Below are 24429 nucleotides of genomic sequence, written 5' to 3'. Positions count from 1 at the left end.
TTTCGTCCGCCCCTGTTCTGATTCCGGATTTCATGCTGTTATCCGTCAGCCCTGCCATCCAAAGCTGCAGATATCACGGATATGGTTTCGACTTTTCAGATCAGCTCCAGCACAGCCTCTCCCTTTGCCGGAACCGAAATTTCCTGCATATTGCCGTTTTCGTCATGCATCACCAATGCAAAAGCAGCATCCTCTTCCCTGTTTTTACCATCTGCCGTTACGACAATTTTTTGACCACTGCGGATCGCTTTTACGGTTTCCACAATCTGTCCGTGGATATCCGGGATTTTGCAGACTGCCTCTTTTCCATCCTTTAATGCAAACAGATGCAGCACAGAGCTTGCCGCATAATCATAATCCGGGCGCTCTGTCACGCTGCCGACTGCCAGCAGGGTATTTTCCCGCACATAAAGCGGCAGGGAGAAATAGTCAAATCTGTCCTTGTAAAACCTTCCGCCCTCTTTGACTGTGCCGTCCAGATAATTTGTCCACGTGCCCTCCGGCAGATACCAGGCTGCGCTGCCATCCTCCGAAAAGATCGGTGCTGTCAGCAGACTTTCCCCCAGCATATACTGCATATCCAGAGTCTGGCAGGCCGGATCGTCTTCAAACTCAAATACCATAGGACGCATTACCGGCGTACCGTCCTCATGCGCTTCCACCGCTTTTGCATACAGATACGGCATCAGGCTGCATTTCAGCTGCACAAAATATCTCGCCACATCACAGGCCTGCTCATCAAATGCCCACGGTACCCGGTAGCTTCCCGATCCATGCAGGCGGCTGTGAGAGGAAAGCAGGCCAAATGCAAGCCATCGTTTGTATACATCTGCAGGAGCAGTATTTTCAAAGCCACCGATATCATGACTCCAGAAGGAAAATCCAGACATCGCAAACGACAGACCTCCACGCAGCGTCTCTGCCATGGAAATGTAAGATGCGCTGCTGTCACCTCCCCAGTGCACAGGGAACTGCTGTCCTCCTGCTGTCGCACTTCTTGCAAAAACAACCGCCTCCTGCTGACCTTTTACTTCTTTCAACAGTTCAAAAACACAGCGGTTATAAAGAAATGCATAGTAATTGTGCATGCTGACCGGCTCGCTGCCATCCTGGTACACAACATCGATCGGGATTCTCTCGCCAAAATCCGTTTTAAAGCAGTCCACACCCATTTCCAACAGACTGCGCAGCTTGCCCTGATACCATTTGCAGGCTTTCGGATTTGTAAAATCCACAACTCCCATGCCATTCTGCCAGTTATCGGTCTGCCAGATACCGTGTCCGTCTGCGCGCTTCAACAGATAACCGCCTGCTGCAGCTTCCCGGAAGGTTTTTGTTCCCTGCGCAATATACGGGTTGATCCATACACAGATTTTCAGCCCTCTTTCATGATAACGCTGCAGCATTCCCTTTACATCCGGGAATGTCTCCGGATCCCATTCAAAATCACACCACTGCAGTCCTTTCATCCAGAAGCAGTCAAAATGGAATACGCTCAGGGGGATCTTCCTCTCCTCCATGCCTTCCAGAAAAGAGGTAACTGTCTGCTCATCATAATCCGTCGTAAAGGAGGTAGAAAGCCACAGTCCAAAGGACCATGCCGGAGGAAGCGCTGGACGTCCGGTCAGACCCGTATAGGCTTTTAAAATTTCCTTATGGGTCGGTCCGTAAAAAAGATAGTACCGGAGTTCTTCCCCGGGTACAGAAAATCCGACATACTCCACCTTCTCGCTTGCTACTTCAAAGGACACATTGCCTGTATGATCCACAAATACACCATAGCCTCTGTTGGTCATATAAAACGGAATATTTTTATAGGCTACCTGTGAAGCTGTACCTCCATCCTCGTTCCAGGTTTCTACTGCCTGACCATTTTTGACAAACGCAGTAAAGCGTTCTCCGAAGCCATATACATTTTCTCCGGGTGCAAGCAAAAGATCCTGGGTCATATAAGGGGTGTACTCATGCTCCTTCATATAATTATCCTGCGGCAGCATGCTGGAGACTCTTTTGTCCCAGCGGACATAGCCGAGATTATGGAATCCGGAGGACGTCAGCAGTTTTCCATCTGCCCAGAAGCTGTAGCCCCAGTTTTTCCGGTCAACATGCACACTCACGCGTCCGGCATCCAAAACTGCCTCATTCTCCGTTATTGTCACAACTGCATCGCAGGTCGTCTCCTTTTTCTCAAATCGGGCCTCTCCCGTCCTGTAGCCCTCATAATGCCAGGCACGAACCGAAATCACCTCCGGAGAAACCGCGAGAAATTCTATTGTAATGGTCGGTCGATTTAATGTGTCGCCTCTGGATAATACCGGTGATGTCGGAGCCACTACCCGCAGTCCGTTTTCCATTGCTTCTATATGGTATGCCTGTGATGCGAACTGTCCGTTTGTCCTCTCACTCAATAACCAATATCCTTCTGTAAATTTCATGTTATTCTCCATTCCGCAGACGCTTACGCCGAAGAAATCGCGAGGCAAACATCCAGTTCGGCTCTGCGATCCCAGCTATTTTGTGACGCCTGCGGCACAAATAGCTGTGTGATCATCCCTTTACCGCACCTGCAACCATTCCTTCAATAATCTGCTTACTGAACGCAAAATACAAAATTACGATAGGAGACATGGTGATCAGCATTGCCGCCATTTGCTTCGGATAATCTGATGCAAACTGTCCCTTAAACTGTGTCAGTGCCAGCGGTACTGTCTGCAGTGAAACATTTTTGATCAGTACCAGTGCGAAGGAGAACTCATTCCAGCAGCTAAAGATCTGTATGATCGCAACTGTCACCAGAATCGGTTTGGTGATCGGCAGAATAATCCTCCAAAGTGTATTTGAAAAGCTGCTTCCATCAATTGCAGCTGCCTCTTCCAGCGAAACCGGAATGGTTTTGACGTATCCTTCTACCAAAAAAATCCCCATCGGAAGTCCGAAGGATACATAGGGTAAAAGCAGCGTATACCACTGGTCGGAAATTCCGCATTTTTTGAAAACCACATAGATCGGCACCAGCAGCGAATGGATCGGAATCAGCATTCCCATCAAAAACATGACATACAGTGCGCGGTTTCCCTTAAAATGAACCCTTGCCAAAATATAACCCACAATAAACGAAAATAATACGATCAAAATGATGGACAGTGTAGTTGTACGTACACTGTTGAACATGGATTCTCCCAGATGATAATCGGAATTGCTCAGGATCCTGATGTAATTGATCAGAGTCGGGTTTTTGGGCAGCCCAACAATATCTGCATTAAATGCCCTCTTTTCTTTTAACGAAGAGTACAGCATCCAGATCATCGGGAAAATACAGGACAGCGAGAAAATGATCAGGATCAGATTCATAAATACTGCCAGGATTCCTTTGCGGATACGATGTGTTCCATTATCCTTTTTCATGTCCTACGCCTCCTTTTCTCTGGTGAGCCGTTTGATCAGCCCCTGTGCTCCGCCGATCACAAGAAGCGATAATACAAAAATGCCCACAGAAATACAGCTGCCGTATCCCATATTACTCTGGTTAAAGGATACCTGATATCCATACATCGCCATTACCATGGAGGATGTTCCGGGACCGCCCTTTGTCATAACATAAATATTGTCAAAGGCTTTCATATTACCTGCAATACACAGCGTAATGCAGACAAGCATTGTATTCTTGATCAGCGGCAGTGTAATGTAGAGTGCGCTCTGTATACCGTTCGCACCGTCAATTTCCGCACTTTCAAAGATTTCGGTGCTGATGGAGGAAATCGCGGAAAGGATGATCACCATGTAGTATCCGATATACTGCCAAATCAGCGGAATTGAGACAAGCAGCATGACCAGCTTTGTTTCATTGAGCCATACCTTACAAAGATCCGGTCTGCCGATCGTTCTCAAAAACCAGTTGATGATCCCGTACTGGTTATGATAGATCATGTTCCAGATCAAACCAAGGCAAACTGCAGAAATTGTGCTTGGAAAGAAGCCAAAGGTTCGATGGATCCCCTTTAATTTGACAACTCTGGAATTTACCATCAGTACTAAAATAAAGGCAATACCGATCTGCCCAATAATACACGCCACAACCAGATAGATATTATGTCCGAAGGCCTGCCAGAAGGTACCGTCATGGAACAGAGTGATGTAGTTTGTTAGCCCTGTAAAGGTCTTCTGCGGGCCGCCCTTCCATTCATAAAAACTGTATACAAGTGCTGTAACCAATGGTACAAAAACAGTAAATACGAACATCGCCACCGGCACCAGCAGATACAGGAGAATCGTTCTTTTTTTTGGTTTGATCGCAGTCAGCATCAAGGATCCCTCCCTTATTTTGCGCAAAAGCCGTCCCGCCTGATGGCAGGCAGAACGGCTCTGTACTTTCCTATTTCGGAACCTTCTCAAGGCGCTCCGCCCCTTGAGAAGTAGCAGCCCCTTCGGAACCTTCTCAAGGCGCTCCGCACCTTGAGAAGTAGCTCTCTCTTCGGAACCTTCTCAAGGCGCTCCGCACCTTGAGAAGTAGCGGAAAATGCCCTGCTCTGCGGGGCAGGGCATTTTCCTTAGTAGTTGGCTTCGTATGCGTCCTGGGCGTTCTGGGCTACTTCTTCAGGGGTGATATCACCATTCATCATGGTCTGAAGGTCAGTATTTAAAACATCCCAAACTGCATTGGTAATGTAAGAATCATAAATTTCACAGGTATCGGTGTCCACATAAGACCAGTTGTAGAAATCCTGTGTGATCTGATCAAATGCGCTCAGGTCAACGTCTGCAACCTTGGTCAGGCCGCCCAGTGCATAATTTTCAGCTACATAGCTTGCAAATGCGGGACCGGTAATGTACTCAGCCAGGTCAATTGCTGCTGCCAGTTTTTCAGGATCGTCAGCCAGCTTGGAGTTGATTGCAACTGCGTATCCAAGACCGATATTCTGGGAATTCGGAGCCTGTGTTGCATCTGCAGGCTGAGGCAGAACCGCAAAGCCCATGTTATTGAATTTCTCTTCGTCAGCATCCTTTAAGGCTGCCCAGATGTAGGATTCATCCCAGTTACCGCCGATGAATGCTGCTGCATCGCCGGAAATGTAATATTCACGCGCGTCTTCATTGGTAACAACGTTAAAGTCTTCGTTGAAGATCTTGGTATCGGTAAAGAGTCTCTGCATCTCTGTCAGGGCGCTTACAAATGTATCATCTGTAAATGCTGCGCCGCTCTTTGCCACCAGGCTCATAAACCAGTCAGGGCCGGTGTAACGGTTGCCCAGTGTGGAAAGGAAATCGGAGTTTGCCTGCCACTTGCCGCCGTTGCCGAATGCAACTGTCGTAATACCCTTGCCGTTAAAGTACTCGGAAGCTTTTTCTACATCTTCCCAGGTAGACGGGAACTGATCGTATCCTGCTTCTTTCCACATTGCCTTATCATAAATCACAACAGTACAGGTACCGCCGGTCAGTGCCGGGAAGCCGTACATGGAATCTTCATAAGTAAACGGTGCGAAATACGCGGTATTGTAATCTGCATAATACGGAGATGCTTTGATATCATCTGTCAGATCATAAACCAGACCCTGTTTTGCCCAGTCGATGGTGTTCATGCCCTGAAGCAGGAATACATCGGGCAGGTCATCTGCTGCAGCCAGTGTTGCGATCTGTGTCTTATACTCTGCATTTGCAAGAACAGTCTGCGTCAGCGTAATATCCGGATGTGCGTCATCCCACTCACCCAGTACGGTACGGAAGCCATCAGAGCCGCCATTTCCTTCAGATTCTTCGGAAGTAGAGTAATGCATAATCTCGAGCTCGCCTGTATAAGCAAGTTCGGAACTGTCGCCTGCGGCAGCTTCTGTATCCGCAGTATCTGCAGCTGTAGATTCTGCCGCTTCTGTCTTAGCGGTCTCTTCTGCCGCCGGTGCAGAAGCAGTAGTTGCTGCTGTGGATCCGCACCCTGCTACTGTCGTTGCCAGCATTGCTGTTGAAAGTAACAAACCAAGCATTTTCTTTTTCATACCCCAAACCCTCCTATGAGTTTATAAGTTTATAAAATTTAAGCATTCTCCGGAGCTTTCAGTATCCTACATCCTTTACCGTTGTTTCCGAAGTAGCCATTACCGTACTACCCTCTGCTGCCATCCAGCTTTAAAACTGTTTGACCCTCATACAATTTTCCCTGTACTATCGTGATATTCCGCATTGCAGTTTTGGGCTTTTCGATCAGATCGATCAGCTTCTCTGCTGCGTACTGTCCAAGATGCTGTGTATCCTGACAGAGTGTCGTTAGATTCGGAACAGTCAGCTTCGCCAACCGGATTCCATCATAGCCTGCAATGGAAATATCTTCCGGGATAGACATTCCCCGTTCCCGGATCACATGGATGCCTCCCAATGCTGCAAAATCGTCCGGATATAAAATACAAGTCGGCGGTCTTCTCAGATCAAGAAGCTTCTCTGTCGCTTCTCCCGCGCCCTTGGTATCACGGTATCTTGTCATCATCACATATTCATCCGGGATCTCCACTCCAAACTTTTCTGCTGTCCTGTAAAAAGAGGACAGACGGTTTGTTGTAACTGCGGAATCTGTACCGTGGATGTATGCAATTCTTCGATGTCCCATCTGATAAATATAAGTGAACAGATCTTCCATTCCCTTTGCATTATCCGAAACAACTGCCAGACGATCATTGAAGATATAGTCGATGGTCACAACCGGAATATCACTCAGTGCAAGCTGCAGCACCTCCGGCTCTGAAAAATCAACACATGCAATCATAATTCCGTCAAATCCCCGATATCTGGCATGCTCCAGATACGTCATCCGCTTTCCGCCGGAGCCTCCGCAATTGACAAATGTAAGATCATAATCTCTTGCCTCTGCAGCTACCTTGAAGCTATCCAATACTGCTGCGAAATAATCATGTGTCAGACCATTATGCTCTGCATCCGTGAAAAGAACTCCGATGTTATAACTGCGATTCGTCTTCAATGTCCTCGCAAACAGATTCGGACGATATCCCATTTCTTCTGCCTTCTCACGAATCATCTTCTTGCGTTCCTCGCTGATGTCTGCATGATCGTTCAGCGCCTTGCTGACTGTTGCAACGGAAACCTGACATTCCTTTGCGATGTCTTTTAAGGAAACCATATCGCCTACCTCCTGCCTTCGACACCTCCGTTTTTTCTTTGCGTCTTATCCTTATATCCTGCTGCTTTCTTTCACGCAGCAGTTTGTTACGTAAACGATATACTTAAACGTTTTCTTTAATTGCATTATATGCGCCATGCACATATATTTCAATATCTTTTTATTATTTTTAATCATTTTGCCACTTTATACAATTTGAGAATCAACTTTTTGTTACATTTTTATATTTTATCCTTCTCTTTTACTTACGCATCATAGTTTCGCTGCAGTTTCGTCAACATAACCCAGAAAATCGTCCTTTGACGCTTTCATTTTCGTAAGCTGTTCCTTTTCATTTTCATTGATTTTATCGCATTTTTTCAATATAATCCGAAATATATAATAGCTCTGCGTTTAACTTAATCGTTTAAACTGCAGTTGCCTGGCACAGGCTTTCTTGTACAGCAGACGCCCCAAAGCATCCTGAAACCTCATTTCAAAAGAGGATCTGCGCAGAGCTTCTTCGGCACAAAGGCGTCTGTAGAATGGAGGTTTTTATGAAATACGGTTACTTTGATGATATCAACCGGGAATATGTCATCACAGATCCTGCAACGCCGCTTCCCTGGATCAACTATCTTGGCTGCCGCGATTTTTTCAGTCTTATTTCCAACACCTGCGGCGGCTACTCTTTCTATAAAGATGCAAAGCTTCTCCGTCTGACCCGCTATCGCTACAACAACGTCCCTGCGGATTCCAATGGCAGATATTTCTATCTCAAAGAAGGAAACAGCATCTGGAATCCCGGCTGGCAGCCGACCCAGACCCCTCTGGATTTTTATGAATGCCGGCATGGAATGGGATACAGCCGCTTTACCGGGCAGAAAAACCATCTGAAGGCCTCCCTGCTCACCTTCGTACCTCTTGAGGATTCCTGCGAGATCAATCAGCTTACGCTTACCAATGATTCTGAGCGGGAGAAAACGATTCAGTTGTTTTCTTATCTGGAATGGTGTCTCTGGAATGCGGATGATGATATGAAGAATTTCCAGCGTAACTTCAGCACCGGAGAGGTGGAAATAGAAGGTTCCATTCTTTATCACAAAACAGAATACCGGGAACGTCGGAATCACTACGCTCTGTTTTCTGTCAACACACCGATAACCGCCTTCGAGACAGACCGGGATTCCTTTCTTGGTCCATACCGCAGCAATCAGAATCCTTCCGCTGTTGAAAAAGGCCAGCTCTCCAATTCCGTAGCCAGCGGCTGGTCTCCTATTGCAGCCCATCAGATTGATCTGACACTTCAGCCGGGCGAAAGCAAAACCTTTATTTTTGTCACTGCATATGTCGAAGTACCCGTTGAAGAAAAATGGGAAGCGCCGGGTGTCATCAATAAAAAGCCTGCCCATGCCCTTTTGTCACGCTACAGTAATCCCGACCAGGTACAAGATGCTTTTCTTGCGCTTCGCCATTACTGGACAGCGCTTCTGTCCCGATATCATATTTCCTCTGACTCCAGGGAAGTGGATCGCATGGTAAATATCTGGAACCAGTACCAGTGCATGGTTACCTTCAATATGTCCCGAAGCGCTTCTTATTACGAATCCGGCATCGGCCGTGGAATGGGGTTCCGTGACTCCTGTCAGGATCTGCTCGGTTTCGTCCATCTGATTCCGGAGCGCGCCCGCGAGCGAATACTGGATATCGCAGCCACTCAGTTTGAGGATGGCAGTGCATACCATCAGTATCAGCCGCTGACCAAACGTGGAAACGCAGATATCGGCGGAGGCTTTAACGACGATCCCCTCTGGCTGATCGCCGGTACGGTTGCTTACATCAAAGAAACCGGCGATTTTTCCATTTTAAAAGAGCCAGTTACCTTTAACAGCACCCCCGGAACTCAGCAGCCGCTTTTGGAGCATCTGAAGCGCTCCTTTGACTTTACTGTAACGCATAAGGGACCTCACGGGCTTCCGCTGATCGGTCGTGCCGACTGGAATGACTGTCTGAATTTAAACTGTTTTTCCGCAGAGCCCGGCGAATCCTTCCAGACCTTTGGACCAAGTGAGGGTCCTGTCGCAGAATCCGTATTTATTGCCGGAATGTTCGTTAAATATGGGGAAGAGTACGCGCAGCTTGTCTCTCTTCTCGGCAATGCTGTGGAGGCAGTCCGTGCCCGTAAGGAGGTTGCAGCAGTCTATCAGGCAGTCCTGGATTCCGGCTGGGACGGGGAATGGTTCCTCCGGGCCTACGATGCCTACAGTCACAAGGTCGGCTCCCGGGAATGTGAAGAAGGTCAGATCTTTATCGAACCCCAGGGCTTCTGCGTCCTCGCAGGCATTGGCGTACAGGAAGGGCTTGCGCAAAAAGCCCTGGACTCTGTCCAAAAACATCTGGATACCAAATACGGCGTCATGCTCCTGCAGCCTGCCTATACCAGATATCACCTGGAGCTTGGAGAGGTCAGCTCCTACCCGCCCGGGTACAAGGAAAATGCCGGAATCTTCTGCCACAATAATCCCTGGATTTCCATCGCAGAAACCGTCATTGGCAGAGGCAATCGCGCATTTGAGGTATATCGTAAAACCTGTCCCGCTTATCTGGAAGATATCAGTGACATCCACCGCACCGAGCCTTACGTTTATGCACAGATGGTTGCCGGCGCAGACGCTCCCAGACACGGTGAAGCAAAAAACAGCTGGCTGACCGGTACTGCGGCATGGACCTTTGTCAATATCTCCCAATACATCCTTGGCATTTGCCCCGACTGGAATGGTCTGCGTATCAATCCCTGCATTCCTTCTGATTGCAGCGGATATGATATCCACAGACACTACCGCAATGCCGACTATGATATCCACATCCAGAACCCGCACCACGTGGAAAAAGGAGTTGTTTCCCTTCTTGTTGACGGAACTCCCATTGACGGCTGTGTCGTTCCTTTCACCAAAGACAAACAGCACTATGACGTTACGGTTGTGATGGGCTAAACTGCTGATCTGCCCGGAACCTGCGTAAATTACGGATGTTTCGAATATTGTAGCAGCGCTCATCCATCCAAAGTTATAAAAATCAAACCCCGGACAGAGTTTGAAAAATCACTCCGTCCGGGGTTTTGGATTCATGACAATAGAATGCTCGCAGAGCGTGCATTCTATTGTTGGAATTATTTATAAGTCCATCTGCAGCTCTGCCCAGACCGGGACAGAGACCGATGCACCCTTTCTCGACACTGCAATTGCGGATGCCTGTGCAGCGATCGAAAGACACTGTTCTGCAGAAAATCCCTTTTCCTGCGCCATCAGAAAATATCCGGTAAAGGTATCTCCCGCCGCCGTGGTGTCAACTGCCTTTACTTTCTGTGCCGGGCAGAAATACCGTTCTTCCCGGTCTGCATACCATGCACCTTTTTCTCCGAGGGTCAGTACAACTGCAGCATTCGGATACTGAAACAGCATTTGCTCCAGAATGTCTTTTGGCTCGCTTTTTTGGGTCATTTGCTCGCCCTCTACCTCATTGATGAAAAACAGGGAAACCTTTTCCAGCTGCCAGCTTAAAATGCAATCTTCAAACGGCGATGGATTCAATACGATCGAAATGCCTCTGGCATAGGCCTTTTCCAGAATATCTTCGATTCCATTGATTTCATTCTGTAAGATCAGGACATCTCCTTTTTCAAAAGAATCCAGAACGCTATCGACATATTCCGCCGTCCACATCCGGTTCGTACCGCCAAACAGGACGATGCTGTTCTGTCCGTTTTTGTCCACCTGAATGATCGCATGCCCGGTTGCGTTGTCTCGTTCCTGCACGAACCTGCAGTCCACACCAAACTCCTGTGCTGTTTCCAGCAGCTCACCTCCGTCAGAGCCTACCAAACCTGCAAGATACACCTTGGCACCAGCTTTTGCAAGAGCTGCAGCCTGGTTAAAGCCTTTTCCTCCACAGGCCTTATCCAACTTCGCAGAAGCAATCGTTTCTCCCGGTGCGACAATATGATCCAGGGAATAAATATAGTCATAATTTAAGGAGCCCATCACAAGAAAGCGTGTCCCCAAGGACGCGCTTTCCTGACATTGTGCTTTTGATAGTTCCGTTTCCTGCCCCTTCATAAATAAAATCCTTTCGTTTGCCATAGGCTCCTCCCACTACCTTTAGGTGGTGGGAGGAGCCTTGTAAATCTTTAATCGTTAACCCTGATTCTCAATATATTTTTGTATGGTAGTTGACGATACTTCTCCAATGCTGCAAGCAAAATATCCGTCTGACCAAAATATTTTTTTCTTCCAATACTGTTTAGACAGAAACGAACCATATTTGTGCCATAAATAATACGTTGTTTCTTGTTTTACAATTTTGACAATATCGCAAACCCTATCTGTTGTATCGTAAATTAATAAGAAATGTATATGGTCTTTGTCGGTTTCTATAGCAACAATTTCGTAGCCATAAGTATTAGCAATATCGAAAATCTTTTGTTTAACATCATCAGCGATAGAATCTTTGAGTAATTGTTTACGATATTTTGTTACTAGAACTATATCTACTTTAAGGCTGTATTTCCGTCTGTTATGACGATTGTATCTATTATCCATAATTCACGTCACCTCAAAACATTGATTTTCACTAATTATTATTATATAATATATTTAGTGAAATATCTATGAAAGGAGTACATATATGGAACAAATGACTATTACAGCTAAAATTCAAATAGTTGTAGATGAAACAGATAAGGTTTTGCTTGATGAAACTATGTCTGTTTATCGTAATGCCTGCAATTATGTTTCAGACTATGTGTTCCGTACTCATGACTTAAAGCAGTTTTCGCTCAATAAGGTTTTGTATTCTACTTTACGAGAAAATTTTAACCTTAAATCGCAAATGGCTCAGTCTGTTTTGAAGACTGTTATCGCCAGATATAAGACCATTCTTGAGAATCAAAACGAATGGATGAAACCCTCGTTCAAAAAGCCTCAGTATGATTTGGTTTGGAACAGAGATTATTCCTTAACACAAAACTGCTTTTCAATCAATACGCTAAACGGTCGTGTGAAGTTATCTTATTTTGCAGACGGAATGTCTAAGTATTTCGACCATACGATTTATAAGTTTGGTACAGCTAAACTTGTAAATAAGCATGGCAAGTATTATCTTCACATACCAGTAACCTACGATGTCGAAGAAAGTAATGTTTCTGACATCTGTAATGTTGTGGGTATAGATAGAGGTATTAACTTTGTTGTTGCCACTTATGACAGCAAAAACAAGTCTGGATTTGTTAGTGGTAAGGCTATGAAGCAAAAACGTGCTAATTATTCCAAACTTCGTAAAGAACTCCAAATGCGACAGACCTCATCTTCAAGACGAAGAATAAAAGCTATTGGTGGGCGAGAAAACCGTTGGATGCAGGATATTAACCATCAGGTATCAAAGGCACTCGTCAAAAATAACCCCAAGCACACTCTCTTTGTATTGGAAGATTTATCAGGTATTCGTAATGCTACAGAACGTGTTAAAACAAAAGACCGTTATGTTNCTTGAGCAAAAACTAATCTACAAAGCAAAACAGAATCAATCTTCTGTTATTAAGGTAGATCCTCGCTATACAAGTCAGTGTTGCCCTTGTTGTGGACACATTGAAAAGGCTAACCGCAATAAGAAGATGCATCTGTTTACTTGCAAAAACTGTGGTTATAAATCTAATGATGACCGCATTGGAGCTATGAATCTGTATCGTATGGGAATAGACTATCTTGCAGATAGCCAAGTACCTAATACAGTTGTAACAGAGTAAACTCTGCTACAAAGGGTGTTGTCAACCATCCTATGATGTAACGCCACTTTAGATAGCAGTATCTATTGGGGTTAAAGGTCGGAGGTGTAAACCGTTAGTACGACTGGGCAGTTACAAGCCCATGACCTTTAGGTCGTGGGTAGTTGACACAATGAAGTACGATATGGATTTAACCCTTGATGCCGGATGTGGCCACGCTTTCGATAAACTGCTTCTGGAAGATGAAGAAGATTACAACCAGCGGGATAACGGCTAATACGGCGCCTGCCATCTGCATCGGGTACTGTGTCGTGTACTGACCCTGCAGAGTGGACAGTGCAGGACCTAAGATCAGCTTATCCATGGAGTTGTTGACGATCAGAGGCCACATGAAGTCGTTCCATGCGAACTTGAAGGTGAAGATGGTCAGCGCTGCGATACCAGGCTGGATTAACGGAACCATAATACGTCCGAAAATCTGGAACCGGTTACAGCCATCTACGATTGCGGCATCTTCCAGCTCCTGAGGCATGGACATAAAGAACTGCCGCAGCAGGAATGTACCGAAGGCACTGAACAGGTTCGGAAGAAACAGCGCCGGGATGGTGTTCAACAGTCCCATCTTCTGGATTAACTGATACTGGGGAAGCAGGAAAATCTGTCCGGGAACCATCAGGACGGATAACAGCAGTACGAAAATAAAGTTTTTGAACGGGAACTCAATTCTCGCAAAGGCATATCCTGCCATGGAACAGAACACGATCTGCACAACTGTAGTAATGACAGCGGAAAGGATGGATTTCTGGGAATTTTTATATGTAGATAAAGGAAATATTCTTGTACGCACAGCAGATGATTTTGCTGAATCTGGAGCTGTTTTTGCTGACGCTGCGCAGGGAGCGGGAAGAAAAGGCGGACGATTCCAAACGGTTTGAGCTGACGGAAGAGACAGCACATCTGAAAAGTTCCCGACTGATTCAGGTCGTCCACTATATGCAGGAGCATGTTCAGGAGCAAATCGATATGAATACACTCTGTGATGTTTTTTATATGAGCCGGTCTACGCTGCAGCATCTTTTCCATAAGGAGTTCGGATGCGGACCAATGGAATATTTCAGCAGAATGAAGATCCGGCGTGCACGGGAAATGATGCGGGAAGAAAATTGTAACATCACAGAAATTGCTGCACGTCTGTCCTATGGATCGGTACAATATTTTTCCAGACAGTTTAAAAAAGAAATGGGAATGTCTCCAATGGAGTATTTGTCGTCGGTGAAGGGAATCACACAGGCACTTCGATGAAAAAATATGCAATTTGTATAGAATATACAAGTTCTTAAAAAACAAACATGCAATCTGAATAAATTGATATTGCCGCATGGTGTACCTCGTGGTAATATACAACCATAGCATCCGGAAACGTTTCCGGAAGCGTTCCCGGGAGCATTACCGGGACAACAACAGACAGGAATTGCGCTGAGAAAAGCGCCTGTCACCAATAAAAAAGAGAGGTAGAGCTATGAAAAAGAAACTGATCAGTGTATTACTGAGTGCGGCAATGGCAACAACGATGCTTGCAGGCTGCGGAAGCACTGCCGCAGATACCGGAGCTGCTCCGGCAGAAACGAAAGCAACTGAGGAAAAGACCGAGGCTGCAGATACCGAGGCAGAGACTGGAACGGAAGAGGCTGCTGCCACAGGCGAAGGCAAGGTTTATTACTTAAACTTCAAACCCGAGCAGGCAGATGACTGGGTAGATCTTGCAGCAGAGTACACCGCTGAAACCGGCGTACCGGTAACTGTTGTAACCGCAGCAAGCGGAACCTATGAATCTACTCTGAAGTCCGAAATGGCAAAGACAGAAGCACCTACCCTGTTTCAGGTAAATGGTCCCGTTGGTCTGGCTTCCTGGAAGGATTATTGCTATGACTTAAAGGACAGCGAGGTTTATAAGAACGTACTGTCAGACGATTATGTGTTAAAGGATGGCGACGCTGTTCAGGGTATTGCATATGTAATTGAAACATATGGTCTGATCTACAACAAGGCACTGTTAAATGACTATTTTGCATTGGATGATGCAGAGATCAAATCCATCGATGAGCTGAACAACTTCGAAGCACTGAAGAAAGTTGCAGATGGCATTCAGGCTCACAAGGATGACCTTGGCGTAGAAGGTGCATTCGCTTCAGCCGGTTTTGATTCCTCCTCTGACTGGAGATTTAAGACACATCTGGCAAACCTGCCTCTGTACTATGAATATAAGGCAGATGGAATTACCTCTTCTCCTGCTATCAAGGGAACCTATCTGGACAACTACAAACAGATCTTCGATCTTTACATCACAGATTCTACCTGTGATCCGGCTCTGCTGTCCGGTAAGACTGGTGAAGATGCTGCCAGCGAATTTGCACTTGGCGAAGCTGTCTTCTATCAGAATGGTACCTGGGCTTACAACGACATCAAGGATAACGAAGTAGCAGATGAAGATCTTGGCATGCTTCCTATCTATATTGGCGCAGAAGGCGAAGAAAATCAGGGCCTGTGCACCGGTTCCGAGAACTACTGGTGTGTAAACAAGAATGCAGATCCTGCTGATATCCAGGCAACTCTGGACTTCATGGAATGGGTTGTAACCAGCGATACCGGTCGTGACGCTCTGGCAAACACCATGGGCTTTGTAACACCTTTCAAGACCTTTGAAGACGGTTATCAGTCTCAGAACCCGCTGGTACTTGCAAATGATGAGTACACCAAAGCTGGTAAGACACCTGTATCATGGAACTTCACCACAATGCCTTCTGAAGAGTGGAAAAACGGCGTCGGCAGCGCACTGCTTGAGTATGCTCAGGGCACCGGCGACTGGGATGCAGTTGTAACCGCATTCGTAGATGGCTGGAAGACAGAGTATGACGCAGCACATGCGGAATAATTCAGCTGCATAAAGTCCTGCACCAAAAATCGGTATGCAGGCAAATAAAAAGGATCATAATCAGAGGGCGGGCTATGTGCCCGCCCTTTCCCTTTCACGCACGGGATTTTTGCATTCCGTGCAGTGAGTACAGATTTTTTGAAACAATGCCGCCTGTGCGGATGCAGAGAACACGAAAGCGGCAGAATGAGAGGAAATTATGGAGAAAGCAATCAGACGGTATTGGCCGATTTTTGTACTGCCCACATTTCTTGCATTTATCCTTGGATTTATTGCGCCTTTTGTGATGGGCGTATATCTGTCCTTCTGCAAGTTCACGACGGTAACAGATGCAAAGTTTATCGGTTTTTCAAACTATCTTAAAATTTTTACAGATGCTTCATTTGTACACGCCCTGTGGTATACAGCGATTTTCACAGTTGTGACGGTTGTGCTGATCAATGTGCTTGCATTTGCGGTAGCGCTGCTTTTGACAAAGGGATTTCGGGGGACAAATATCTTCCGGACAGTATTTTTTATGCCGAACCTGATCGGTGGTATCATCCTGGGTTATATCTGGCAGCTTCTGTTAAATGGTGTACTGCTGTATATGAACCGGACACTGACCTATTCCTCCGTCTATGGCTTCTGGGGACTTGTTATTCTGATGTGCTGGCAGCAGATCGGCTATATGATGATCATTTACATTGCCGGAATTCAGAATATCCCCGGGGATCTGATCGAGGCTGCAAAGATTGACGGTGCGACTTCCGGACAGATTTTGAAAAACGTGACAATTCCGATGGTAATGCCCTCCATTACGATCTGTACATTCCTGACCCTGACCAATTCGTTTAAGCTGTTCGACCAGAACCTGGCGCTGACAAACGGCGAGCCCTCCAACATGTCCGAGCTGCTGGCGCTGAATATTTTCCGTACATTTTATGGACGTACCGGCTGGGAGGGCGTCGGTCAGGCGAAAGCGGTCGTATTCTTCCTGCTGGTAGCAGCGATCGCATTGACGCAGAACTGGCTGACACGTAGAAAGGAGGTACAGCAGTAATGAATGTGAGAAAAGCAAAGCATGGCTGGATCTTTACGCTGGTCTTTACCCTGATTTCCATTGCCTATGTATTTCCGATCGCGCTGGTTGTGATTAACTCTTTTAAAAAGAAGGCTTATATCAGTAAGAAACCCTTTGCCATTCCGACGGACAAGATGTTTGTCGGCATCGAAAACTATATCAAGGGAATCCAGAGAACCGGCTTTATTGACGCGTTCTTTACCTCTCTCTTTATTACGGTGCTGTCTGTTGGCGTGATCATCCTGTGTACCTCCATGTGTGCGTGGTATATCAGCCGTGTAAAGAATCGTTTTACAACTGCGCTGTATTTTCTGTGTCTGTTTTCGATGATCGTTCCGTTCCAGATGGTAATGTTTACCCTGTCCAAGCTTGCGGATATGCTGAAATTAAATAATCCGCTTGGTATCGTCATTGTATATCTGGGATTTGGCGCAGGGCTTTCCGTCTTTATGTTCTGCGGTTTTGTAAAGAGCATCCCGCTGGAAATTGAAGAGGCTGCGATGATCGATGGCTGTACGCCGCTGCAGACCTTTTTCGGAATTGTTATGCCGATTATGAAGCCAACCTGTATTACGGTTGCAATCCTGCAGACGATGTGGATCTGGAACGACTATCTGCTTCCGTATCTTGTACTGGATATGACGAAGTATAAAACAGTTCCCATCGCAGTTCAGTATCTGAAGGGCGGATATGGCTCTGTCGACATGGGTGCGATGATGGGCGTCCTGGTGCTTGCCATCATTCCGATCATTGTATTTTATCTGGCATGCCAGAAGTACATCATCGAGGGCGTTGTAGCTGGTGCTGTAAAAGGATGAGCTGCGTACCGGAATAAAAATACATATTTAGAAAAAAGAATAAAGCCGTTCGGCTACTGCAAACAGCCGGACGGCTTTTTGCAATTTTGTGATTGTTTTGACTTTACGGGGGTTTTCCTATAAAATGTCGGAGAAAACGCGAAACTTTGAAATTGCGGTCGAAACAATAAGTATGGTAGGGCAGAGAAGCAATGGAGCAGGAAAACAGAGAGATGGAAGAGATCACAATTAAAGATATTGCACGGATGTGCGGCGTTGGAGTAAGCACAGTATCCCGGGCGATCAATAACCATCCGGATATCAATCCTGAAACGAAGCAGAAGGTAATGGGCATCATTCAGAAGTATGGGTATATTCCGAATAACAGTGCACGGTATCTGAAGCGGACGGACGGAAAGTGTATCGCTGTGCTTGTGAAGGGATTAACAAACCCGTTTTTTGCCGGAGCGATCAAGATCATGGAGGATGAAATCAAAAAGAAGAAGTATTCCATGGTGATCCGGCACGTTGAATCGGATGAGGATGAGGTTGATGTGGCGCTGGAGCTGGTAAAGGAAAAACGTCTGGCAGGTCTGATCTTTCTGGGGGGACATTTTGTCCATTCAGAAGAAAAGCTGAGTAAGCTGCGGATACCGTTTATTCTCTCAACAGTCGGAGAAGGACCGGACGGAATCCGGCATGATAATTACTCCACCTTGTCGGTTGACGATGAAAAAGAAGGATATCGGATGACGGATTACCTGATCCGACTGGGACACCGCAAAATCGCGGTGCTCGCTGCGGAAAAAGAAGACGTCAGCATCGGTCGGATGCGTCTGATGGGATATTTGCGGGCACTTCGGGAACAGGGAATCGAGCCGGATGAGGGACTGATCTGCTATATGAATCCGAAGCTTCCGTCCTACAGTATGGAAAACGGTTATGTTCTGACCCGACAGCTGCTGGATGAAGGAAAAGAGTTTACGGCAGTGTTTGCTTTTTCAGATACGATGGCGGTGGGAGCCTGCCGGGCGATCGCAGAAGCAGGGAAACGGATTCCACAGGACTATTCTGTTGCAGGCTTTGACGGAATCGAGCTGTGCAGCTATTACAATCCGACCCTGACGACGATCCGCCAGCCGATCCGGGAAATCGCAGAAGAATCTGTTCGTCATCTGTTTGATCTGCTGGATGGTAAAAGCAGCCATCAGCATAAGATTTTTCCGGGAGAATTGCTGGAACAGGAATCGACGCGGGCGTTGTAAGGAATCTGAACTCTGGGAATATACTATACAGTTCACTCGTACCCTTCTGAGCTCAGATTTTCGTGCAAGCACGGAATCTGAACTCAGAAGGGTACGAGTGAACTGCGGGAATATGTTACCGGTTGATATTTTACGAAAAAATATTTATAATACTAATGGGAGAGTGATATTCCTGATTTGAAATGGAGTGTAGAGACAGAAAATGGCAACCTTAAAGGATATCGCCCAGAGGGCGGGCGTAACGGCAACAACAGTATCCCGTGTTATAAACAACCGGGGATACATCAGCGAGGGGACGCGGAAAAAGGTATATGCGGCGATGGAAGAAATGCACTATCAGCCAAACGAACTGGCACGTGCATTTTCCAAACAGTATACCAATACGATCGGACTGATCGTGCCGCATATTTCACATCCTTTTTTTACAAAAGTGATCAGTAATATAGAATCCTCCGCAGCGGAAAAAGGCTTTAAGCTGCTTTTGTGCAATTCAAAGGAGCAGCCGGAAAAAGAACAGGATTATCTGGATATGTGCATGTCAAATCGTGTGGCGGGCATTGTACTGTGCAGCAAATATGTTCAGACACGGGAATTTCGCAAAATGAACATCCCAGTCGTGAATCTGGAGCGGGGAGAGGATGATGATACGATTTCCGTACAGTGTGACAACTATCAGGGCGGCAGGCTGGCAGCAGAGCATTTGATCGAATGCGGCTGCAGGAACCTTTTGCATTTCGGCGGCGTCGCCGGTAAGGACATGCCTGCGGACCGGCGTGCGGATGGATTTTCTGACATCTGCAAAAGGGCGGGAATTCCGTACCGGATATTGGTGAGCGACAGACTGCTGTACGGCTCCATGCATTATGAAGACTTTATCCGCAGGGCACTGCAGGAGTTTCCGGATGTGGATGGAATTTTTGCCAGCAGTGATCTGATCGCCTCTCAGATAATCCAGGTCGGTGCACAGATGGGCAAACGGGTGCCGGAGGATATCCAGCTGGTCGGCTTCGACGATGTGATGATATCGACGGTAACAACACCCCAGATCACGACGATCCATCAGCCTGTGGAGGAAATGGCAGAATTGTGTGTGGAGTATATTACGAAAAGCCTGAAGAATGAGCCTGTCCCCCAGAAAATTGTATTGCCGGTACGGCTGGTGCAGCGAGGAACTACGGTTTTGAAGACGAAATGATGATGGGAACTGGTATAAGAAAACGCCGGAGCGTAAAAGCTCCGGCGTTTTCACGTTCCGGGGCCCCTGGTGTTGATACCTGCAGGATTGTTCCGTGCTGCGCACTCCCACAATCCTGCCCGATAGTCGCATATCGTGGGATTATCATCCCACTTTTATGCTCCTATCGGGGCGGGTCACAAAGTCTTTTGCCCACCTATGAGCAAGCTCCTGTGGTCAAAAGACTTTGCCCCTGGTGTTGATACCTGCAGGATTGTTCCGTGCTGCGCACTCCCACAATCCTGCCCGATAGTCGCATATCGTGGGATTATCATCCCACTTTTATGCTCCTATCGGGGCGGGTCACAAGTTCTTTCGCCCACTTATGAGCAAGCTCCTGTGGGCGAAAGAATTTGTGACCCTGGTACAATATGTCATCGGTAACACAATATGTGTTGCGGAAACATGTTTTCCATACCATATAATGAGAAAAAAGACATAAATAGTACGGAATTGGAAGTTTTGGCAGCGGATAATAGAAAAAGGATTTCGTGAAACTGTACAAATATTGCATTTTGATTTTGTAAAAAGAGACAAAAGTATAAAAGATGCACATGTTACCGGTTGACATATATAGAACAGGGTGCTATGATGACCTCATCAGGAAACAAGAGTTCCGTACATTAGGCAAGAGCTCTAAAAGGATTCCAGGATGCAGCGGTTTTGCAGGACAACTTCTATAAACCACAGCCTCTCAGAATCCATAAAGAAACAAGGAGGATTATGAAATGAAAGGTAAAAAATGGTTATCCCTCGCACTGGCAGGTATGCTGGCAGTGAGCGCACTGGCAGGCTGCGGAAGCTCCTCTTCCAGCACAGGCAGCGCAGACACAGCTTCCACCTCTACAGGTTCCGCTGATTACGACCTGTACATCTTTAACAACAAGGGTGAGAACGCAGACGCTATGGCAGCTGCAGCAGAGGCCTTCGGCAAGGAAAAGGGTGTTAAGGTTAAGGCATTCTCCCTGGGTTCCGGCGTTAACAGTGATGACACACTTCGTACCGAAATGAACTCCAAGAACAAGCCGGCGATCTTCTCCTGCATGAACGCCGAAACTCTGGTTGAATGGACAGAGGGCGGATTTGCAATGGATCTTTCCAAGGCAACCAATGAAGAGTTCAAACAGCTGGTAGCTGATATCCCGGAGAGCTTCAACCTGACAGATGGCACTGCAAATTATGGTATTCCTTATAACGTAGAAGGCTATGGCTACATCGTAGATAAAGAGATGCTGGCAGCTCTGTTTGGTGAAGATCAGGTAGACGCTTTCCTTGAAGCATTCAAGACAGCAACCTATGACGAGTTTGAGCAGATGGTTCTGACTCTGCAGAGCTACATCAAAGAAGGCACAGCAGGAAGCGTTACCTTAAGCGGTCAGGAATTCGCACTGGCAGCAGAGAAGACCGGCAAGGCAGCTACTCTGGAAGGCGTATTCTCTGTAGCAGGCTCCGAAAAATGGACCTATGGTGACCACTTCGTTAACATTGCAGTAGACGCGATCTTCCCGGATTCCAAGGCAGCCGGCGAAGCTACTCTGGAACAGCTGCAGGCTGGCAAGGGTGCATTCGAAGCTTATGCAAAGGCTCTGGATTTAAAGACCGCCAATGCAACAACCCCCAGAGGACCGGAACTGATCAATGCAACTACCAATGGCTATGATCCTTCTGTTGCAACCTTCGCAAACAGCAAGGCAATCTTCTTAAAGCAGGGCAACTGGGCATACGAGAACATCAAGAAAGCAAATGCTGACATCGTTGATACCCTGACCTTCCTGCCCATTAAGATGCCCTTCACACAGGATGACATCAAGGTAGAAGGTCTGACAGTTGAGCATATGCTTGAGTCCATTCCGGTATTCGTACCGAACTACTACTGCATCAACGACAAGGTTTCTGATGAAGAAAAAGAACTGGCAGAAGAGTTCCTTGTATGGCTGAACACCACTGAAGCAGGTCAGAAGTTCGTTGTGGAAGAAATGTCCTTCATCCCTTACAACGCTGATCCTGCAACAACCTCCGCTGGCTACAGCCTGGGCGATTCCATTATCTCCTACATGGCTGCGGATAAGACTCTGACCAACGCATACGCAGGCGCTCCTAAGGGCTGGGCTACCGATAACTTCGGTCTGCAGATGATGGAGAACTATGTAAATACTGCAGAATGGCCTGAAACCGCTTACAGCGATATCGCAGATTATGCCATCAGCAGCTGGGCTGAAATGGCTGGTCTGGAATAATCTCGACCGAGCCATATAAAAAGTGACAGAACGAAACAGAATTTTGTAAAACAGGATTTTCCGGCTGCCGCAAACATGCGACATGGGCTGCGGCAGCCTCCTCTTTCCGGCAAAGCCGGAAAACGACAGGGGAAAAGAAAAGACAAGGAGAGACGTAATGGACAGATATTATAAAAAAAGATTTGTACCGTTAGCGCTTCCGGCCCTGATTTTGTTTGTTATGGTAATTGTGATCCCGTTCATCATGGGTGTCATTTATTCCTTTACAGCCTGGAGAGGTACCTACTTTGCAGGCGGTGATCATTTCTGGGAAGCGTTTGTTGGCTTCGACAACTATGTTAAGGCATTTAAAACCAAAAAATTCCTTGATGCGTTTGTATATACCATTAAGGTAACGCTTGTGGCAGTTGTAGCGATCAACGTGGTATCCCTTGCAATGGCGCTTCTGGCAACCAGCCTGAACAAAGGCGCTGCGGCATACCGCACGATCTACTTTCTGCCTAACCTGTTAGGTGGCCTGGCACTGGGCTATATCTGGCAGTTCATTTTTGAAATCGTTTTTTCCAAGATTCTGTTCGGAGAAGACGGAATCATTTCCATTCCTGCGCTGTGCAACATGACGCAGGACAACACCAAGGCGCTGTTTGCCCTGGTAATGCTGATCACATGGCAGATGGCCGGTTATATGATGATCATCTATACCACCGGTTTGAATAATATTCCGAAGGATCTGTCGGAAGCGGCGGCGATTGACGGAGCAGGTACCTGGCAGAGATTTAAGAGCATCACGGTTCCGATGCTGATGCCATCCTTTACTATCGTATTTTTCCTGACACTGTCCAAATGCTTCATGCTGTTGGATCAGAACGTAGCGTTGACAGACGGTAACTTCAGTACCAGAATGCTGGCGATGCAGATCCTGTATACAACCCGTGACGGTTCTCCCCCGGACTACGGTCTTGCACAGGCACAGGCTGTTATCTTCTTTGTGCTGATCGCAGCTGTAACCCTGGTTCAGGTTTCCATTACATCTAAGAAGGAGGTGGAGCTGTAATGAGCATGCAGGGACGTCATAAAACAGGTCAGGCCTTGATGCACGCGATTTTGGCCCTCGTTGCGATTTATACACTGGCTCCGCTGGTTTTCCTGATCTTCAATTCCTTCAAATCCAACAATGAGATCGTGGATTCACCGGTCAGCGCGCCTTCTTCCTGGAGCTTTCAGTATATTATCAGTGCGGCGCAGCAGATCCATTTCTTCCGCGCCATCTGGATCACCTTTGTGATCACCTTCATTTCTGTGTTGCTTCTGGTTATGGTTTCTTCTCTGGCAGCATGGGTAATGGTAAGAAGCAAGAGCATCCTGGGTACTGTACTTTATCTTGGATTTACCGCAGCAATGCTGATCCCCTTCCAGTCTCTGATGTATCCTTTGCTGGATCTCTTTGAGAAAATAGGACTCAAGAACATCCCCGGACTGATCTTCATGTACGGCGGTTTTGGACTGAGTATGTCAGTATTTCTGTATCATGGCTTTATCAAGAGCGTTCCCCAGTCTCTGGAGGAAGCGGCGATCATTGACGGAGCCAACATTTTTCAGATGTTCTTTAAAGTAGTATTCCCGCTGTTAAAGGGAACTACAGTTACTGTTATCGTATTAAACGGTATGTGGATCTGGAACGACTATCTGCTTCCTTTCCTGGTAATCGGTAACAGCAACGGAGTGAAAACCCTGACGCTGGAGTTATACTTCGCCAAGCTGACATCAGGTCAGTACGGTAACCCGTGGGAGCTGATCTTCCCGGCTGTGCTGGTAACGATCATCCCGATTGTCATTCTTTATATTTTCCTGCAGAAGTATATCGTGGCAGGTGTGGCAGAAGGTGCCGTTAAGATGTAAACAGACTGGCAGTGTCGGATGATGAGAAAACCTCATAGCTGCCGAGTGTCTGCCGGCAATTGCGAAAACCCGCCTTGTGCGGGTTTTCGTTGTATTTTGTATTAGGGAAGCAGTAAGACAG

Annotated in this window: 18 protein-coding genes and 1 pseudogene; 11 read left to right on the top strand and 8 right to left on the bottom strand. The window is 46.7% G+C overall.

Annotated features, from left to right (window positions below):
- Nucleotides 1-95: 95 nt before the first annotated feature.
- The 5 genes from yicI to OCV62_RS03990 all read right to left on the bottom strand — a co-directional run bounded on the left by yicI (nucleotide 96) and on the right by OCV62_RS03990 (nucleotide 7123).
- Nucleotides 96-2435: an alpha-xylosidase gene (yicI, locus tag OCV62_RS04010; protein WP_262585229.1), complete on the bottom strand. Its 2340-nt coding sequence runs from the start codon at nucleotides 2433-2435 to the stop codon at nucleotides 96-98.
- Nucleotides 2436-2547: 112 nt separating this feature from the next.
- On the bottom strand, nucleotides 2548-3405 hold the full coding sequence (locus OCV62_RS04005) for a carbohydrate ABC transporter permease (protein ID WP_262585228.1): 858 nt from the start codon (nucleotides 3403-3405) through the stop codon (nucleotides 2548-2550).
- 3 nt (nucleotides 3406-3408) lie between these two features.
- Nucleotides 3409-4302, bottom strand: a complete 894-nt coding sequence (locus tag OCV62_RS04000) for a carbohydrate ABC transporter permease (RefSeq protein WP_262585226.1) — start codon at nucleotides 4300-4302, stop codon at nucleotides 3409-3411.
- 245 nt (nucleotides 4303-4547) lie between these two features.
- Nucleotides 4548-5990 (bottom strand): type 2 periplasmic-binding domain-containing protein, encoded by a 1443-nt coding sequence (locus OCV62_RS03995; protein WP_262585225.1) that lies wholly within the window; start codon nucleotides 5988-5990, stop codon nucleotides 4548-4550.
- A gap of 107 nt (nucleotides 5991-6097) precedes the next feature.
- Nucleotides 6098-7123 carry a LacI family DNA-binding transcriptional regulator gene (locus tag OCV62_RS03990; protein WP_262585224.1) on the bottom strand — a complete coding sequence of 342 codons (1026 nt, stop codon included), beginning with the start codon at nucleotides 7121-7123 and terminating at the stop codon, nucleotides 6098-6100.
- A 536-nt stretch (nucleotides 7124-7659) separates the two neighbouring features.
- Here OCV62_RS03990 and OCV62_RS03985 point away from each other — a divergent pair.
- Nucleotides 7660-10095, top strand: coding sequence for a glycoside hydrolase family 94 protein (locus tag OCV62_RS03985; RefSeq protein ID WP_262585262.1), 2436 nt, complete (start codon nucleotides 7660-7662; stop codon nucleotides 10093-10095).
- Nucleotides 10096-10275: 180 nt separating this feature from the next.
- Here the strand turns inward: OCV62_RS03985 and OCV62_RS03980 are convergent, their stop codons facing one another.
- Together OCV62_RS03980 and tnpA are read right to left on the bottom strand one after the other, a co-directional pair.
- On the bottom strand, nucleotides 10276-11241 hold the full coding sequence (locus OCV62_RS03980) for a ribokinase (RefSeq protein WP_317258835.1): 966 nt from the start codon (nucleotides 11239-11241) through the stop codon (nucleotides 10276-10278).
- 54 nt (nucleotides 11242-11295) lie between these two features.
- The gene (gene tnpA / locus OCV62_RS03975; RefSeq protein ID WP_262585223.1) at nucleotides 11296-11700 is read right to left on the bottom strand and encodes an IS200/IS605 family transposase; all 405 of its coding nucleotides are present in this window, start codon (nucleotides 11698-11700) and stop codon (nucleotides 11296-11298) included.
- Nucleotides 11701-11785: 85 nt separating this feature from the next.
- Between tnpA and OCV62_RS03970 the strand changes: the two are divergent.
- A pseudogene (locus OCV62_RS03970) lies at nucleotides 11786-12902 on the top strand (RNA-guided endonuclease TnpB family protein).
- Nucleotides 12903-13071: 169 nt separating this feature from the next.
- On the opposite strand, the gene OCV62_RS03965 reads toward OCV62_RS03970, so the two are convergent.
- Nucleotides 13072-13716 carry a carbohydrate ABC transporter permease gene (locus OCV62_RS03965; protein WP_416822282.1) on the bottom strand — a complete coding sequence of 215 codons (645 nt, stop codon included), beginning with the start codon at nucleotides 13714-13716 and terminating at the stop codon, nucleotides 13072-13074.
- A 2-nt stretch (nucleotides 13717-13718) separates the two neighbouring features.
- Between OCV62_RS03965 and OCV62_RS03960 the strand changes: the two genes are divergently transcribed.
- The 9 genes from OCV62_RS03960 to OCV62_RS03920 all read left to right on the top strand — a co-directional run bounded on the left by OCV62_RS03960 (nucleotide 13719) and on the right by OCV62_RS03920 (nucleotide 24308).
- Nucleotides 13719-14183: a helix-turn-helix domain-containing protein gene (locus OCV62_RS03960; RefSeq protein WP_021915634.1), complete on the top strand. Its 465-nt coding sequence runs from the start codon at nucleotides 13719-13721 to the stop codon at nucleotides 14181-14183.
- A gap of 217 nt (nucleotides 14184-14400) precedes the next feature.
- Entirely contained in the window at nucleotides 14401-15813 is a 1413-nt protein-coding gene (locus OCV62_RS03955) for an ABC transporter substrate-binding protein (RefSeq protein WP_021915635.1), read from the top strand.
- Nucleotides 15814-16012: 199 nt separating this feature from the next.
- Complete coding sequence (locus tag OCV62_RS03950) at nucleotides 16013-16855, top strand: carbohydrate ABC transporter permease (RefSeq protein ID WP_262585219.1); 843 nt, start codon at nucleotides 16013-16015, stop codon at nucleotides 16853-16855.
- A complete protein-coding gene (locus OCV62_RS03945; protein ID WP_117959898.1) occupies nucleotides 16855-17694 on the top strand; it encodes a carbohydrate ABC transporter permease in 840 nt (279 codons plus the stop codon). Before OCV62_RS03950 ends, OCV62_RS03945 begins: the two co-directional genes overlap by 1 nt.
- A 212-nt stretch (nucleotides 17695-17906) precedes the next feature.
- Entirely contained in the window at nucleotides 17907-18938 is a 1032-nt protein-coding gene (locus tag OCV62_RS03940) for a LacI family DNA-binding transcriptional regulator (RefSeq protein ID WP_262585260.1), read from the top strand.
- A 202-nt stretch (nucleotides 18939-19140) separates the two neighbouring features.
- A complete protein-coding gene (locus OCV62_RS03935; protein ID WP_262585218.1) occupies nucleotides 19141-20133 on the top strand; it encodes a LacI family DNA-binding transcriptional regulator in 993 nt (330 codons plus the stop codon).
- Between the two features lie 767 nt (nucleotides 20134-20900).
- Complete coding sequence (locus tag OCV62_RS03930) at nucleotides 20901-22409, top strand: carbohydrate ABC transporter substrate-binding protein (RefSeq protein WP_262585217.1); 1509 nt, start codon at nucleotides 20901-20903, stop codon at nucleotides 22407-22409.
- Nucleotides 22410-22566: 157 nt separating this feature from the next.
- Nucleotides 22567-23463, top strand: coding sequence for a carbohydrate ABC transporter permease (locus OCV62_RS03925; protein ID WP_117960055.1), 897 nt, complete (start codon nucleotides 22567-22569; stop codon nucleotides 23461-23463).
- Nucleotides 23463-24308 (top strand): carbohydrate ABC transporter permease, encoded by an 846-nt coding sequence (locus tag OCV62_RS03920; RefSeq protein WP_117959901.1) that lies wholly within the window; start codon nucleotides 23463-23465, stop codon nucleotides 24306-24308. Before OCV62_RS03925 ends, OCV62_RS03920 begins: the two co-directional genes overlap by 1 nt.
- The last annotated feature ends 121 nt before the right edge of the window (nucleotides 24309-24429 follow it).

The organism is Gallintestinimicrobium propionicum (assembly GCF_025567525.1).
Lineage (GTDB): Bacteria > Bacillota > Clostridia > Lachnospirales > Lachnospiraceae > Gallintestinimicrobium > Gallintestinimicrobium propionicum.
Note: the sequence above shows the minus strand (reverse complement) of the source record. Positions and strands in the feature narration are given on the sequence as shown.

Coding starts and splice junctions, on each gene's coding strand:
- yicI (WP_262585229.1), bottom strand. CDS start 2,435: ATGAAATTTACAGAAGGATATTGGTTATTGAGTGAGAGGACAAACGGA.
- OCV62_RS04005 (WP_262585228.1), bottom strand. CDS start 3,405: ATGAAAAAGGATAATGGAACACATCGTATCCGCAAAGGAATCCTGGCA.
- OCV62_RS04000 (WP_262585226.1), bottom strand. CDS start 4,302: ATGCTGACTGCGATCAAACCAAAAAAAAGAACGATTCTCCTGTATCTG.
- OCV62_RS03995 (WP_262585225.1), bottom strand. CDS start 5,990: ATGAAAAAGAAAATGCTTGGTTTGTTACTTTCAACAGCAATGCTGGCA.
- OCV62_RS03990 (WP_262585224.1), bottom strand. CDS start 7,123: ATGGTTTCCTTAAAAGACATCGCAAAGGAATGTCAGGTTTCCGTTGCA.
- OCV62_RS03985 (WP_262585262.1), top strand. CDS start 7,660: ATGAAATACGGTTACTTTGATGATATCAACCGGGAATATGTCATCACA.
- OCV62_RS03980 (WP_317258835.1), bottom strand. CDS start 11,241: ATGGCAAACGAAAGGATTTTATTTATGAAGGGGCAGGAAACGGAACTA.
- tnpA (WP_262585223.1), bottom strand. CDS start 11,700: ATGGATAATAGATACAATCGTCATAACAGACGGAAATACAGCCTTAAA.
- OCV62_RS03955 (WP_021915635.1), top strand. CDS start 14,401: ATGAAAAAGAAACTGATCAGTGTATTACTGAGTGCGGCAATGGCAACA.
- OCV62_RS03950 (WP_262585219.1), top strand. CDS start 16,013: ATGGAGAAAGCAATCAGACGGTATTGGCCGATTTTTGTACTGCCCACA.
- OCV62_RS03945 (WP_117959898.1), top strand. CDS start 16,855: ATGAATGTGAGAAAAGCAAAGCATGGCTGGATCTTTACGCTGGTCTTT.
- OCV62_RS03940 (WP_262585260.1), top strand. CDS start 17,907: ATGGAAGAGATCACAATTAAAGATATTGCACGGATGTGCGGCGTTGGA.
- OCV62_RS03935 (WP_262585218.1), top strand. CDS start 19,141: ATGGCAACCTTAAAGGATATCGCCCAGAGGGCGGGCGTAACGGCAACA.
- OCV62_RS03930 (WP_262585217.1), top strand. CDS start 20,901: ATGAAAGGTAAAAAATGGTTATCCCTCGCACTGGCAGGTATGCTGGCA.
- OCV62_RS03925 (WP_117960055.1), top strand. CDS start 22,567: ATGGACAGATATTATAAAAAAAGATTTGTACCGTTAGCGCTTCCGGCC.
- OCV62_RS03920 (WP_117959901.1), top strand. CDS start 23,463: ATGAGCATGCAGGGACGTCATAAAACAGGTCAGGCCTTGATGCACGCG.